The sequence below is a fragment of the Streptomyces sporangiiformans genome, from assembly GCF_005768555.2.
In the GTDB taxonomy this organism is placed as follows: domain Bacteria; phylum Actinomycetota; class Actinomycetes; order Streptomycetales; family Streptomycetaceae; genus Streptomyces; species Streptomyces sporangiiformans.
Window position 1 is genome coordinate 52,911 of the sequence record NZ_VCHX02000044.1, and the last position, 13,272, is coordinate 66,182.

General features: G+C 70.8%; 13 protein-coding genes and 1 pseudogene. 4 read left to right on the top strand and 10 right to left on the bottom strand.

Annotated elements, in window-relative coordinates; all coding sequences use genetic code 11:
- The first annotated feature begins 98 nt into the window (after positions 1–98).
- Both FGD71_RS03280 and FGD71_RS03285 read left to right on the top strand, forming a co-directional pair.
- Complete coding sequence (locus tag FGD71_RS03280) at positions 99–791, top strand: ribonuclease H family protein (RefSeq protein ID WP_119098845.1); 693 nt, start codon at positions 99–101, stop codon at positions 789–791.
- 136 nt (positions 792–927) lie between these two features.
- Positions 928–1,119: an antitoxin gene (locus FGD71_RS03285; RefSeq protein WP_119098846.1), complete on the top strand. Its 192-nt coding sequence runs from the start codon at positions 928–930 to the stop codon at positions 1,117–1,119.
- A 16-nt stretch (positions 1,120–1,135) separates the two neighbouring features.
- Here the strand turns inward: FGD71_RS03285 and gap are convergent, their stop codons facing one another.
- Positions 1,136–2,140, bottom strand: a complete 1,005-nt coding sequence (gene gap / locus FGD71_RS03290; protein WP_119098847.1) for a type I glyceraldehyde-3-phosphate dehydrogenase — start codon at positions 2,138–2,140, stop codon at positions 1,136–1,138.
- 137 nt (positions 2,141–2,277) lie between these two features.
- Here gap and FGD71_RS03295 point away from each other — a divergent pair, with 137 nt between their 5' ends.
- Complete coding sequence (locus FGD71_RS03295; protein ID WP_205571084.1) at positions 2,278–2,742, top strand: MarR family winged helix-turn-helix transcriptional regulator; 465 nt, start codon at positions 2,278–2,280, stop codon at positions 2,740–2,742.
- A 26-nt stretch (positions 2,743–2,768) separates the two neighbouring features.
- On the opposite strand, the gene FGD71_RS03300 is transcribed toward FGD71_RS03295, so the two are convergent.
- Together FGD71_RS03300 and FGD71_RS03305 are read right to left on the bottom strand one after the other, a co-directional pair.
- On the bottom strand, positions 2,769–3,647 hold the full coding sequence (locus FGD71_RS03300; protein WP_119098848.1) for a poly(ethylene terephthalate) hydrolase family protein: 879 nt from the start codon (positions 3,645–3,647) through the stop codon (positions 2,769–2,771).
- Between the two features lie 71 nt (positions 3,648–3,718).
- Complete coding sequence (locus FGD71_RS03305; protein ID WP_119098849.1) at positions 3,719–4,873, bottom strand: PucR-like N-terminal domain-containing protein; 1,155 nt, start codon at positions 4,871–4,873, stop codon at positions 3,719–3,721.
- Between the two features lie 155 nt (positions 4,874–5,028).
- Here FGD71_RS03305 and FGD71_RS03310 point away from each other — a divergent pair, with 155 nt between their 5' ends.
- Positions 5,029–6,201, top strand: coding sequence for a PucR-like N-terminal domain-containing protein (locus tag FGD71_RS03310; RefSeq protein WP_140935812.1), 1,173 nt, complete (start codon positions 5,029–5,031; stop codon positions 6,199–6,201).
- Positions 6,202–6,672: 471 nt separating this feature from the next.
- Here FGD71_RS03310 and FGD71_RS48385 read toward each other — a convergent pair.
- The 7 genes and pseudogenes from FGD71_RS48385 to FGD71_RS03345 all read right to left on the bottom strand — a co-directional run.
- A pseudogene (locus tag FGD71_RS48385) lies at positions 6,673–7,020 on the bottom strand (ankyrin repeat domain-containing protein); the annotation flags it as partial.
- Between the two features lie 106 nt (positions 7,021–7,126).
- A complete protein-coding gene (locus tag FGD71_RS03320; RefSeq protein ID WP_119098851.1) occupies positions 7,127–7,780 on the bottom strand; it encodes a thioredoxin-like domain-containing protein in 654 nt (217 codons plus the stop codon).
- Positions 7,781–7,870: 90 nt separating this feature from the next.
- Positions 7,871–8,263, bottom strand: coding sequence for a hypothetical protein (locus FGD71_RS03325; RefSeq protein WP_140935813.1), 393 nt, complete (start codon positions 8,261–8,263; stop codon positions 7,871–7,873).
- Between the two features lie 58 nt (positions 8,264–8,321).
- Positions 8,322–9,500: a damage-control phosphatase ARMT1 family protein gene (locus FGD71_RS03330; protein ID WP_119098853.1), complete on the bottom strand. Its 1,179-nt coding sequence runs from the start codon at positions 9,498–9,500 to the stop codon at positions 8,322–8,324.
- A gap of 87 nt (positions 9,501–9,587) precedes the next feature.
- Positions 9,588–10,958, bottom strand: a complete 1,371-nt coding sequence (locus FGD71_RS03335) for a S1 family peptidase (protein WP_119098854.1) — start codon at positions 10,956–10,958, stop codon at positions 9,588–9,590.
- A gap of 141 nt (positions 10,959–11,099) precedes the next feature.
- Positions 11,100–12,038, bottom strand: coding sequence for a transglutaminase-like domain-containing protein (locus FGD71_RS03340; protein ID WP_119098855.1), 939 nt, complete (start codon positions 12,036–12,038; stop codon positions 11,100–11,102).
- Positions 12,039–12,185: 147 nt separating this feature from the next.
- The gene (locus FGD71_RS03345) at positions 12,186–13,211 is read right to left on the bottom strand and encodes a LacI family DNA-binding transcriptional regulator (RefSeq protein ID WP_119098856.1); all 1,026 of its coding nucleotides are present in this window, start codon (positions 13,209–13,211) and stop codon (positions 12,186–12,188) included.
- Between the last annotated feature and the right edge of the window lie 61 nt (positions 13,212–13,272).

Consider the following 13,272-nt stretch of genomic DNA (forward strand, 5'->3'; position numbering starts at 1 on the left):
ACCCGTGCCCGAGCCTCCCCGGAGCGGCCGCGGCCCGCGCCTGCGGACCGACTTCGACGACGGACCGGCCGATGGGTCCCCCGGCGGCGCGGGCTGGCATGATCGTACGCATGGCTGAACGCGTAATCGCCGCGTGTGACGGGGCGTCGAAAGGAAACCCCGGGCCCGCCGGCTGGGCCTGGGTCATCGCCGACGGGACGGGGACTCCCGTCGAGTGGGAGGCCGGGCCGCTCGGCACGGCGACCAACAACGTCGCCGAACTCACGGCACTGGAACGGCTGTTGACGGCCGTGGCGGCGGACGTGCCGCTGGAGATCCGGATGGACTCCCAGTACGCGATGAAGGCCGTCACGAGCTGGCTGCCCGGGTGGAAGCGCAAGGGCTGGAAGACGGCGGCCGGCAAGCCGGTGGCCAACCAGGAGCTCGTCGTACGGATCGACGAGCTGCTGGAGGGCCGCTCGGTGGACTTCCGTTATGTGCCCGCGCATCAGGTCGGCGGCGACCCGCTCAACGACTTCGCCGACCGGGCGGCGAGCCAGGCCGCCTTCGTCCAGGAGGCGGCCGGCAGTGGGCAGGGGTCGCCGGAGCCGCCGCCGTCTCCCGCGGCGAAGAAGGCCTCACCGGGCGGCAAGGCCGCGGCGCCGCGTAAGCGTGCCTCCGGTTCCTCCGCCCGCACCCTCAAGGCCAAGTTCCCCGGCCGCTGCCGCTGTGGCCGCCCGTACGCGGCGGGCACGACGATCGCCAAGAACAACGACGGCTGGGGCCACCCGGAGTGCCGTACGGAGGCATAGGGTCCGGCCCATCCACCGAGGGCCGGGCCCCGCGGGTCCGACCCCCGGGGTGCTCCGGATCCTGCCTGGGATGCGAATCCCCCCACCTGCGGTGACCCTGGACGAGTGGGGGGCGAGCGGATCAGGAGGATCTCCCATGTCCATGATGGACAAGATCAAGAACATGCTGAAGGGCCACGAGGACCGGACGAGCAAGGGGATCGACAAGTCCGGCGACACCGTGGACGACAAGACCCAGGGCCGGTACGGCGGTCAGGTCGACACCGGCCAGGACAGGCTCAAGGACGAGTTCGGCACCGAGCGTCGGGACCGCCCGCCCCAGTCCTGACGGGAGGATGCCGACGTCACAGCGTGCTGCCGACCAGGAGTGACAGGTCGATGAGGCGGTTGGCATAGCCCCACTCGTTGTCGTACCAGCCGACGACCTTGACCTGCGGTCCCACTACGCGGGTGAGTCCGGCGTCGAAGACGCAGGACGCGGGGTCGGTGACGATGTCGGTGCTGACGAGGGGTGCCTCGGTGTAGGAGAGCACGCCCTTGTACGGGCCGGCGGCGGCCTGGGCGTATGCCTCCTTGACCTCCTCCACGCTCGTGCGGCGGCTGGTCGCGACCGTCAGGTCCGTGACCGAGCCCGTGGGCACGGGCACCCGCAGGGCGAAGGCGTCGAGGCGGCCCTGGAGTTCGGGCAGGACCAGACCGATGGCCTTGGCGGCGCCGCTGGAGGTGGGGACGACGTTGAGCGCCGCGGCGCGGGCTCGGCGCAGGTCCTTGTGCGGGGCGTCCTGGAGGTTCTGGTCCTGGGTGTAGGCGTGGACGGTGGTCATCATCCCGGAGTCGATGCCGACGGCGTCGTGCAGCACCTTGGCCAGTACGCCGAGGCAGTTGGTGGTGCACGAGGCGTTGGAGATGATCGTGTGCCGCTCGGGGTCGTAGGCGTCCTCGTTCACACCGAGCACGATCGTGATGTCCTCGCCGCTCGCCGGCGCGGCGATGATCACCTTCTTCGCGCCGCCGTCGACGTGTGCGCGGGATGTGGCCGCGTCCGTGAAGATGCCGGTCGACTCGATGACCACGTCCACGCCCAGATCGCCCCACGGCAGAGCGGCGGGGTCGCGCTCGGCCAGGACCTTGACGGCGGTGTCGCCGACCCGGATCGCGCCGGGCTCGGCCACGACCTCGCCGGCGAAGCGGCCCAGGATCGAGTCGTAGGCCAGCAGATGGGCCATGGTCGCCACATCGCCGAGATCGTTGACCGCGACGATCTCCAAGTCCTCATCGCGGGCGGCTGCCGCACGGAAGACGTTGCGGCCGATCCGCCCGAAGCCGTTGATGCCGATACGAACAGTCATGGGTCCCTCTCCTTGCGCGTACGAGGTGTGACGTGCCCCGTCGACAGGCGCGCGCATGGCAGGCGCGCGGTCGCCGACGGGGCGGCTCCATGACACAGCATAAGCAATTTAAATAAGTGTGCGATATATTTCTGGCCGTGGACGACAACGACACTCCGAACACTCCCCACGACGGCTTGGACGCGCAGGCCTTCACCGCCGCGATCGAGAACTTCAACCGCTTCTACATCCGGCTCCCCACGCTGGAGAAGCTGCCGTTCACGACGCTGTCGGTGCTGGACACCCTCGCGTTCAGGGGCAGCCCGATGCGGCTGACCGACCTGACCAGGACCGAACAGATCAGCCAGCCCGGCATCACCCAGCTGGTCACCCGGCTCGAGCGGGACGGGCTGGTGGAGCGCCGCCCCGACCCGGACGACGGGCGCGCCGTCCTCGTCCACATCACCGAGGCCGGCCGAAGGATCGGCCGCTCCCGCCATGACGACCGCACCCGCCATCTGATCCCGCTTCTCGCCCAACTCACGCCCGAGGAACGGCAGGTGATCGCCGACGCGCTGCCCGCCCTGACCCGCCTCGCGGAACTCGGGCGAGGCGGGTCGTAGGGCGACGGGGCGGCGCGGGCGCGGAGTTACCCCGTCGGGCAGGTGTTCCGGTACTCGCTGATCTGCTGGTTCGGTACCGGTGCCGGGCAGAGGAACTGCTCGTAGCGCACGTCCTCGTCGACGAACCGCTTGAGCCAGGCGATGCTGTACTTCGCGATCGTCACGTTGGGGGAGATGGCCACCATGTGGTCCGCGCCCCGCAGCTCCAGGTACGCCTTCTCCGGCGTGCCGGTGAGGCTGTCGTAGAAGACCTTCGAGTGCGAAGCCGGCGACGCGATGACGTCGTTCTGGGCGCCGATGATCATCGTGGGTACCCTGTCGCCCTGCCAGGTCTTGTCGTTGTTCCACGGCATGAGCGGGATGGCGGCCTTGAGCGAGGGACGCAGCTCCGACGCCTTGAGCGAACCGCCCCCACCCATCGAATGGCCCATCACCGCAAGGCGGTTGGGGTCGATGCGGTTCTTCACGGAGCTGTTCGTGACGAGGAAGTCGAGCGCGTTGACCAACTGGGTCGCCCGGTCGTCGGGCTGGTCGACGAGGGAGTTGGTCTCCAGGGTCAGTACGACGAAGCCCTGGGACGCGAGGCGGGGGCCGTACCAGCTGACGACGGCCTCCGGTGACACGAATCCCGGGCTGATGGCCACCGCCCCGAAGGTGCCCTGGCTGGTGTCGATGGGGTAGTAGACGGTCCCCTTGTTGAAGTTCGGCCCGTCGACCGTCGTCTGGGCCGTGGCGAAGGGGCCCCGCTCGGCGGTGATGGACTGCTCGGTGGGCGCGGGGCCACGTTGGTAGTCCCCGGGGCCGGCCAGTGCCTCGTGGGGGAGGAGGCTCGCGCCCACGGCCAGGGCGGCGGCGCCGGAGAGGAGTCCGATTCGTTTCGCGCTACGGGTGCTCGCATGTCTCATGCGACCAGAGCATGCTGACGGGTATTCAGTATCGCTTCTGACTCAACTGCTGAATTCTGTACGGAAGTTTGTCAGGGGAGTACGGAAAGCCGCGGTGACCTGCTGCGCAGCGCCAGCTGTGCGTCGAACCGGAAGGCCGGGTCGTCGAGCCGGTCGCCGTACAGGGCGGACAGCTGACGCAGCCGGTTGCGGGCCGTCTGCGGATGGATGCCCAGCGCGGTGGCGACTTCGGGGGCCGTACGCCCGGTGGAGGCCAGCAGCGCGTCGAGTGTCTCCGTCAGACGTTCGGCCTTGCCCCGCGGCAGGGCTCGTAACGGCTCAAGTACCTGATCCGCCAGGAGACTTCCGATCGGGGAGCCGTGCAGCAGGTGCAGCTCCGAGAGGTGATCCTCGGCGCTGACCCGTCCCAGACGCCACGCCAGCCGGGCGCAGTGCAGCGAGACCCAGGCCTCGGTCGGCGGTACGGCCGGGCCCACGGCCGCGCCGGTGCCCTCGAAGACCGTCAACAGCCTGTCGTCGGGCACCACCAGGTGCACCTCACCGCCCCTGCTCACCCGAAGGATGTCCGCGTCGAGACCGGGCACCTTGCCGGAGGCGGGCAGCAGCACACAACGGATCTGTTCCGGCAGCGGCCAGGCAGCCCTGCGGGCGAGGTCAGGCAGCGGTTCCGCGAGCGGATCGTGGCGGCGCTCCAACAGCCGTGCCGCGAGCGTACGGCGGCTGCGCAGGACCTCGTCGGTGGTCCCGGCCCGCGCCGCCTCGTAACCCGTCACCGACTCCCCGGCCAGCGCGTGGATGTGCGTCAGCACGGCCTCGCTCAGCGGGACGGCGATGTCCCCCGGCAGCGCCGCGCCCCGCGCCACGTCCGCGTAGCGGCGGCACGCCACACGGGCGCCGATCCGGTACGCGGCCTGCAGCCCTTCCATGCCGCGCCCACTCAGGTACTCCAGCCTGCCCAGCCGTCGGAAGCGCGGCACATAGTGGTGCTGTGGCGCGTCCGGATCCTCGATCAGCTCGGTGAACTGGGTGGCGGCCAGACCGACCGCCTCGGCGAGGTCGCGCGCGACGGCGGAGCCGATCGGCTGCCGGTAGCCGCGAACCTCGTGGCGGATCGCCTGCACCATCTCCGTGGTGAGATCCGGAAGCCGGTTGCGCAGCAGCGGGGCGAGGGCCGGAGGCAGATCGTGCCAGGGGCGCCTGGATAAGAACGGCTCGGCAGCTGACACGTGGCAACTCCCTTGCTAGCACGAGAGGGGCAGTCGTCGTGGTCTGGAGTGTAAGGCGCATGACAGTATCGCCGTGCGCTCGCGTGCGAAATCTGGCGTACGTCACACGAGTCCCGCAGGCTTGTCGGGCCCCACGGGAATCCACGGGAGGCACCTTGACCCTCGCCAATCCACAGGACGCCGGGCCCCTCCCGGGCGAGATGCGTCGGATGCTGCTGAGGCAGATGCCGGCCGTCGTCGACGAGATGGAGGAGGCCGTCCGCACCGGGCTGCCGGACTACGCGAACGCCGCCAACGGCATGAACGGCTACTCGGTGCGCCAGATCATCGACCAGACGGTCAGCTGTTTCGTCTCGATCCACGACGTGACCCGGCCCGGACCCGCCGCCACCGCCGAGATCATCGCCCTGTACGAGCGCATCGGCGCCCAGCACGGCCGCCTCGGCCGCCCCCTCGACGTGCTGAGAGACGCGCTCGACCTGGCAGGGCGGGTGGCGTGCCGCCGTCTCATCGAGGACGCGTACCGGGAGCAGTGGCCGGAGTCCGTACTGGCGACCCTCACCGAGGACGCCTTCGACCTGATCGGTACGGCCATCGCGGCGGCCTCGCGCGGATACGCCGACGAGTGCAGCCGCGACCCGCTGGAGGTACAGCGGGACCGGCTGCGCGACGCCCTGGTGGCCGATGCCGGCCATGAGTCACAGCCGCTCACCGAGCTGGCCTCGGCCGCCGGGTGGCAGCTGCCCCGAACCCTCGCCGTGCTCGCCCTGCCGGCGGGGGACCATCCGCAGATGCATGTCCTGCCGCCCGAGGTGCTCGCCGACCGCAGCCCCGCCGCCCCGTACCTCATCCTGCCCGACCCACGTGATCCCGGCCCGCGCTGGCTCCCGAAGGCCAAGGGCGCGGTGCTCGGGCCCGTGGTGCCCGTCGACCGGGGCGCGGTGTCGCTGCGCTGGGCGCGGCGCGGCCTTGACCTGGTCGAGCGCGGGACGCTGCCCGCCGAAGCGCCGCTGCGCTGCGTCGACCAAGTGGCCGTCCTCTCGGCTTTCCAGTCGGGGGACCTCCTGGAAGCCGCGGCGGCCAACCTGCTCGGACCGCTCCTCGCACTCCCGCCCCGCCGCCGCACACCGCTTCTCGAAACGCTGCTGGTCTATCTCCGCTGCGGAGACAACGCCGTCCTCACCGCCGAACGCCTCCACGTCCATGAGCAGACGGTCCGCTACCGCCTGCGCCAGATCAGCCAGTTGACCGACGGCACCTGTCCCGACCCCGAACTCCATCTGGAGACGATGCTCGTACTGACCTGGCTGCTGTCGCCCGGCATCTGACTCACCCCCGGCACCTGTGGGTCCCCGGCACCTGCGGATCCACGGCACCTGCCGATTCACGGCGGCCTCGGTGCCTCGGGGGCAGGGCAGTTCGGCGCGCCCCTTCGCGCCTCGGTCGCGCAGCCATCGGACCATGGCGTCGGCATCCACGGCGCGGGCGATGTCGAGCGGGGTCTGGTTGTCGTAACCGATCCAGTCGAGATCCGCGCCGTGCTCGAGAAGGTATGCGGCGGTGGCCAGTTGGCCGCCGTGGCAGGCGCCCCAGAAGGCACGGGTGACGGCGCCGTGGTCCGCTGGTTCGGGGCCTTCGACGAAGACCTTCACCCGGTCCGACAGGCCCAGTGTCGCGGCATCTTGAAGCGTCGTCCTAGCGCCCAGCTCGACGAGCCGGTGCGCCGTCCGCCACTGGCCGAAGCCGCGTGCGTCGGCGAGCGGGGTGCCGCCCCCGATGACGGCGCCCGGGGCTTCGATGTCGGCGCCCGCCTGGAGGAGAGCGTCGAGCACGAGGACATCGTTGTTGCTCGCCGCCCAGTGCAGTGGGGTCTCGCAGTGGGCTCCGTCGAAGCGGGCGTTGGGGTCCGCGCCGGCCGCCACGAGGACGGCGACGACCGCGGGACCGCCCGGGAAATGACCGGGCCAGTCCGCGAGGATGTGCAGCAGGCTCCGGCTCCCCGCAGCGTCGCCGTCCCGTTCGACGATCCGCGCAGTGGCCAGTCCGGGATGTTCGGCGAGGCACTGCCTGAGCGTCGGCAGGTCACCGGTGCGGATCGCCTCGGTCACCGTGAGGGCCAGCGGATCCTGCGAGTCGAGCGTTTCCATCCCAGACCTCCTGCCCGGCGCCGGACCGTGCGTCCGGAGCCGAGCCTGCCAGAAAACGCGCGTCCGCGGCGCCGGACTCGCGGACGAGCCCGGCGCCGCTCCCGCACTACCCGGTCACCCCGTTGGTGCAGGCCGCTCCCGGCTCCGGGGTCTGCGCGCCCTGTACGTACTTCGTGAAGAACTGCTCGACCCGCGGATCGGACGCCTTCTTCACGCTGAGCTGGTGGCCCCAGGCCGACAGAGTGATTGCCCCGGCCTGGTCGTCGACCGGGCTCATCAGGGTGTAGGGCGTCTTGTCGACCTTGTCGGCGAGACGCTTCACATCCGCGTCCGCCGCCTTCTTGTTGTACGTCACCCACACTGCGCCGTGCTCCAGGGAGTGCACCGCGTTCTCGTTCGGGATCGCCTTCGTGTAGACCGTGCCGTCACAGGTCATCCACGCCTGATGGTGGTCGCCGCCGACCGGCGGGTTCATCGGGTACGACACCCTCTTCGCGACGTGGTTCTGGCTCAGCTTCTTCGCGTCCCAGGACTTCTCGCCCTTCACGGGCTTCTTCGCCGCCGCGCTCTGCGCCTCCTCCTTGTCGTTGGCGCTGTCGAGGGCGTACGCGCCGAAGCCGACCAGCCCGGCGACTATGACCGTGCTGATCGTGATCGTGAGGATGCGGTTTCTGCGCTCGCGGGCCTTCTCCGCGCGCCGCATCTCCTCTATGCGCTCCTTGCGCGCCGCGGCGGCCGACTTCTTACTGGTCTTGCTCATGCGGATACGTTCCTTGTCCCCGCCGCACGGGAATCCCGTGCGGCGGTGGGTGAGGGAGTCTCTGATGGACGTCGCTGAACGGACGTCGGTCTAGATCCGCTGCACCTGGAGGACATGGAGATCGGGAGCGCCGCGCGGGGACGGCAGATCGAGCAGGTGCGCAGTGGTGCCCGACGGCGGCACGAACGGTGCGCGGGGCAGGACCGCGGGCAGCGGCTGCGTCCCCACGGGGAGCACCGCACGTGTCTCACGGATCGGTCTGCCGCAGCACTTGTCGTGGTCGTCGCCGGGGGAGACCAGCCGCTCCTCGGCCGAGGAGGCGGGGACGGACACCCCGGCCACGGGAGCGGCGGCCCGCTCCCCGTGCTCGTACGCCCCTGTCGCGAGGCACATCGCCAGTGTCGCGAGCAGCACGCCCAGGGCAGGCCACAGCGCCGCGCTCCATGCGACACGCGGTCCGCTCTGCGGCGTTCGGCTGCTCATCACCGGTGATGTTATGCGGTGCTCGTGACGGCGCTTCGCGGGCCCCGTGGCAGGAACGTCACGCCCTGACCTGGATCAGGGCGTGCGTGCCGCTCGTGCGCCAGGATTCGGCACCCGCGTCCAGCCGCGCCACGGTGTCGGGCGTCAGCCCCGTGACGACATCCGACTTGAGCGTGCGCAGGGCGGCCACCGGGCCGGGGAAGTACGCGGTGACATCGGAGAAGGGCGTGGTGGCGGGCCAGTGACGGTCGCCCACGAGGCGACGGTAGTTGAGATCGCCCTTCATGACGGTGAGGGTGGCGGACGCGAAGTCGTCGCGGAGGTCGGCCGGCATGTGCGCGTAGGGGAGTGGTGCGCAGGAGAACGGGTGGGTGCGCGGGATCAGGCGGCCGCTCGTGATTGCGTGCCGCAGCCGCTCACCGATGTCCCGGGCGTATCCGGAGGCGGTGGACAGCCGGTCCAGGCAGGCGAGGACGTCGGCGGTGGTGGCGTCGGAGACGTAGTACGGATACGGCTTGAGGTGCAGGACCACGGAGGTCGCCCGGCCCGTGGTCAGCAGATGGTCGGCGAGTACGAGGTCGGGGAGCAGCTCGGGCCCGGCGTTGTCGGCGACCAGGCAGACCGTGCCGGACCGCTCGTCGGCCAGGATCTCCCAGAGCGCGGCGGAGTCGTCCGTCACCAGTCCCGGTACGCGCTCGCCCAATCCCTCGGTGCCCGTGGACAGTTGGAATCCCAGGTCGGCCCGGTTGCCCCAGAGCGAGGAGTGCAGCAGCGTGCGGTCCTGCTCCTCGACCGGGAGCCCGGGGAGGCGGTCGAGTGCGGACAGTTCGTCGTCGACCTTGGTGCTCGCGAGTTCGGCGTTCTTGAACGGCGCGAAGGGGTCGACGCCCTGCCAGGGGCCCGGCGTGAAGTAGCGCAGGGCGGCCAGGAGTTTGCGGTAGAAGAAGCTCTCCGCCCACAGGAACGGCACGTCCGGCCAGCGCTGCCCGTAGAACGGCTCGTGGCGCCATCGCTCCGCGCCCGGTGCGTCGTCGTCCAGCCGCTCGATCTCCCCCTTGGTGATCTCCTCCAGGAGGGTGTCGAGCGCGCGCTGCTGCTCGGGCGGGTACGGCGTGGCCCGCCGTACGCGCTCGATGAGGGCTGGGTGCCGCTCGTCCAGCACGCTCCGGGCGAAGGAGCCGGCCGTACTGACGACGACGGGGGCGCGGTCTTCGGTCGCTGGGCTGGGACGCGTCATCCCCCCAGTAAACCGCTCACGCCTCAGCGGTGGCGGCACGGGTGCGGTGACGCACGCGGGAGCACGGATGTACGGCGGCTGTCAGCGTCAGCCCCAGCTCTGCGAGTACTGCTGGCGGTACGCCCTGCGTCCCCGCTCCGAGCGGATCCTGATCGCCACCAGCGCGACCAGGCTTCCCGCGATGACGAACAGTCCCGGCCCGAGGCTCCGGTACTCCGCGACCTGGTCGAACGGCGACGATGCCGTGTCCGTCTGCCCGCCGCCGGGCACCGTCTCTCCCGGGCCTGTGCCGCCCGACCCGGCCGGCGGTGCCGCCGCGCCGTTGCCGTCGTCGCCGGCGGAGGGCGTGTCCTTGGCGTCCGATTGGGGATCGGTGGCCAGCTGTACGCCCAGCGTGTCCAGCGCCTTGGTGATCGGCTGGAAGAACGTCGTACCACCGCTGTCGCAGTCCCCGCTGCCTCCGGAGGTGACGCCCAGCGCCCGGCCATCGGCGAACATGGGGCCGCCGCTGTCGCCGGGTTCGGCGCACACCGTGGTCTCGATCAACCCGCTGACCGTGCCCTGCGGGTAGTTCACCGTCGTGTCGAGGCCGGTCACCTCGCCGGACTGGAGGCCCGTGGTGCTCCCGCTGCGGAAGACCTTCTGCCCGACGGCCGGATCGTCCGCCCCCGTGATCCGTACGCCCTGGCCGTTGCCGACGGACACCACGTCGGCTCCAGTGAGCGCGGTCCCGCTGGGGTACTCCACGAGGGAGAAGTCGCTGCCGGGGAACTCACCGGCGACGGTCGTCCCCACCCGCTCTCTGCCCTGTTGGTCCGAGAACCAGGTGGTGCCCGTCGGTCCGCAGTGGCCCGCCGTCAGAATGAAGTTGGTCTTTCCGTCGGTCACGTTGAAGCCCGCCGAGCAGCGTCCGGCGCCGGCGAACATCGCGGCGGCGCCGTTCAGCCGGGGCGTGAACGTGCCCTCGGTGCGTTCCATGCGTACGGACTTGCCGATGCTCTCGGCGAGCTTGGTCATCCGTGCCCACTCGTCGGCGGAGACGGTGGTGTCCGCGCGTACGACGACCTGGTTGGACTTGTAGTCCATCGACCACGAGGTGCCGGAGACGCGGGGCGCGTCGCTCAAGGTGTCCTTGGCGGAGCGGAGGTCGCGCATGTTGTGGTCCACCATCTTGGCGCGGGCGCCCGCGCGGCGTACGTCGGCCGCCGCCTCCTCATCGGTGACCGCGACGACCGGGCTTCCGTCCTCCGCGATCCAGGTGCCCGCCGTACGGGTGGTGCCCAGCTCGGAGACGAGACCGCGGCCCGTCTCAGCGGCCCGGGTCACCGCGCCGGGCGCGGTCGGATCGTCCGGCGTCTCGCTCGCCATGGCGTGCGACACCATCAGCCCTCCGCAGACCAGCCCGCCGATGGCGGCGAACCGCGCGAACCGCTGAACGTTCCGTCGTGCATGCCTCATCCATGGCTCCCGTGCGACCGTCCTGACACCGCGTCACCAACGCGAGGGCACCAACATGTTGAAAGCCCTCCATCAGTACGTGCCGCCGCGGCGTCCGGTTCACCGGGTCCGCCCGCTCTTCGGATTCGGCGCGAACTCGCTTTACCGGCCAGGCCGGAGAGTCCGGAGGGTGACGTCGCTCGGGCCGTTGAACGGCGCCAGCGAACGCACCGTCTTCGGAGTCCGCAGCCTGTCGTTCTCCGCGAACAGCTTGCGTGCCGTGGCGAAGGAGACGTCGTCGACCGACACCAGCGAGGCCTGGTCGTACCGTTCGCGGATCGCGTCCGTCATCTCCCGCTCGCGGCCCGCTTCCATGCCCCAGACGTCCCACAGCAGCGTCTCGACCTTGTTCAGCGCGGCGAGGTCGATCCGGATGTCCTGCGCCACGAACCACTCCCCGAACATCGGCCCCTCCTCCGGCGGGTGGAGCCCGAAGGTCTCCGGGGCGGCGTCGCCCGCCCGGATGGCCTGCCACGCCTTGCCAGCGACCAGGAAGCGGTCGCGGGGCACGTCCATCGGGTCGAAGTCCCCCTTCCATGTGCCGAAGATCACCGGGTCGGTCAACTGCGGATCGGCGAGCACCCAGCCGCGTTCGTCGTCCCAGTACTCGGTCACCGCGTGGTCGCCGTGGAACCCGTCCGAGCCGAAGTAGTCGGCGAACCCGCTCCGCAGGCGCGCGGGTATGCCCGCGTGGCGCAGGAACGAGCAGTACAGCAGGGCGAAGTCGCGGCAGACGCCGACGAAGCGGTCACCGGCCGCGCGCCGCTCAGTCAGCGGGGCGCCGTTCCGCTCGAAGATGATCCGCAGGATGTCGTCGACGTAGCGCGTCTCGGCGTCGTGGTGCAGGCGATCCTGCGGCACGGCATACCCGAACTGCCGCCCCTCCAGGCGGTGGATCAGCAGGTCACGTGCCATACGGGCGAGTTGAGCCGGGTCATCCGGCAGGTCGGCGTAGAGCGGGGCGAGGGCGCCGGGATCGGAGAACACACTCTGTGCGCGGTAGAAGGCGGCGACGTCCGGTGCGAGGCAGGCGGATGGCATGGCTGGACCCCCAGGAAACATCGGCCACGTGTTCGATTGCCGGGCCGGTGCGCCTCACCGTGTCAAAATCTCCCCCGAATTGTCCAGAAATCCGTGATGACTACAGCCCCCTCGTATCGGGGCGAGGGTCCGGTCGGTGTCCGGGGTTCAGTGGGGCGATGCCGTCGTTCCCCGGACGACGAGGCGGGGGGCGATGACGTGTTCCCCGGCGGGGTCCTTGTCACCCTCCAGGCGTGCGACAGCCCGGCTGACGGCGAGTCCGGCGAGGCGGGAGATGTCCTGTCCGACGGTGGTGAGGTCGATGTGGGCCAGGCGGGCCAGATGGCTGTCGTCGAAGCCGACGACGGAGATGTCGCCGGGGACCGCGACGCCGGAGCGGAGGAAGATGTCGAGAACGCCGGTCGCGCAGCGGTCGTTGAAGGCCAGTACGGCGGTGGGGCGTGGGCGGGCCTCCGACAGGCCCCGGGCGGCCGCGGCGCCGTCCTCCTCGGTCAGCCCGCCGGCGAGGACGCGGATGTGTTCGCTCAGGCCGTGGCGGTTCATGGCGGTGCGGTAGCCACGGCGCCGGTCGGCTGCGCCCGGTGCCCGGCCGCCGTCGATGTGGGCGATGTCGCGGTGGCCCAGAGCGACGAGGTGGTCCACCGCCTGGCGGGCTCCCTCGTCGTCGGCGGTCCGTACGACCTCCAGGCCCGGGATGGACGGCCGCAGCCGACGGGCCACGGAGACGACCGGCAACTGCCCGGCAAGTTCGGCCAGTCGCGCGGCGGGTACCTGCGGACCCAGCAGGATCAGCGCCTCGCAACGGTCGGCGAGCAGCGTCTCGACGGCGCGCTGCTCGCCGCGCCCGGCGGCCACGGCGCTCAGTGCGATCTGGTACCCGGCCGGTTCGGCCGCCGCGTAGATGCTCTCCAGCAGGTCGGAGTGGAACGGATGCTGGAGGCCGAACTGCACCCCGAGGAGCTGGGAACGGTGGCTGCGCAGCAGCCGCGCCCGGGCATCCGGACGGTAACCGATCTCCCGCGCGGCCTCGAGGACACGCTCACGGGTGGCGGCGCCGGCGCCCTTCGTGCCGCGCATCACGATGGAGGCCAGCGCCGTGGACACGCCCGCCCGCGCCGCCACGTCTGCGAGTGTCGGCCGCTTTCCGTCGGGGACCGCTGGGGTCGCCGGCACCCTGTCCTCCCTGGTCGGGGTCGTCTGCTGGGAGCCGATTGTAGAACGTTCTAGCCTTCAC

Bases quoted from the DNA above. Each gene is read 5' to 3' on its own strand.
- FGD71_RS03330 (WP_119098853.1), bottom strand. From the start codon at position 9,500: ATGACGCGTCCCAGCCCAGCGACCGAAGACCGCGCCCCCGTCGTCGTC.
- FGD71_RS03325 (WP_140935813.1), bottom strand. From the start codon at position 8,263: ATGAGCAGCCGAACGCCGCAGAGCGGACCGCGTGTCGCATGGAGCGCG.
- FGD71_RS03340 (WP_119098855.1), bottom strand. From the start codon at position 12,038: ATGCCATCCGCCTGCCTCGCACCGGACGTCGCCGCCTTCTACCGCGCA.
- FGD71_RS03320 (WP_119098851.1), bottom strand. From the start codon at position 7,780: ATGAGCAAGACCAGTAAGAAGTCGGCCGCCGCGGCGCGCAAGGAGCGC.
- gap (WP_119098847.1), bottom strand. From the start codon at position 2,140: ATGACTGTTCGTATCGGCATCAACGGCTTCGGGCGGATCGGCCGCAAC.
- FGD71_RS03300 (WP_119098848.1), bottom strand. From the start codon at position 3,647: ATGAGACATGCGAGCACCCGTAGCGCGAAACGAATCGGACTCCTCTCC.
- FGD71_RS03335 (WP_119098854.1), bottom strand. From the start codon at position 10,958: ATGAGGCATGCACGACGGAACGTTCAGCGGTTCGCGCGGTTCGCCGCC.
- FGD71_RS03280 (WP_119098845.1), top strand. From the start codon at position 99: ATGATCGTACGCATGGCTGAACGCGTAATCGCCGCGTGTGACGGGGCG.
- FGD71_RS03285 (WP_119098846.1), top strand. From the start codon at position 928: ATGTCCATGATGGACAAGATCAAGAACATGCTGAAGGGCCACGAGGAC.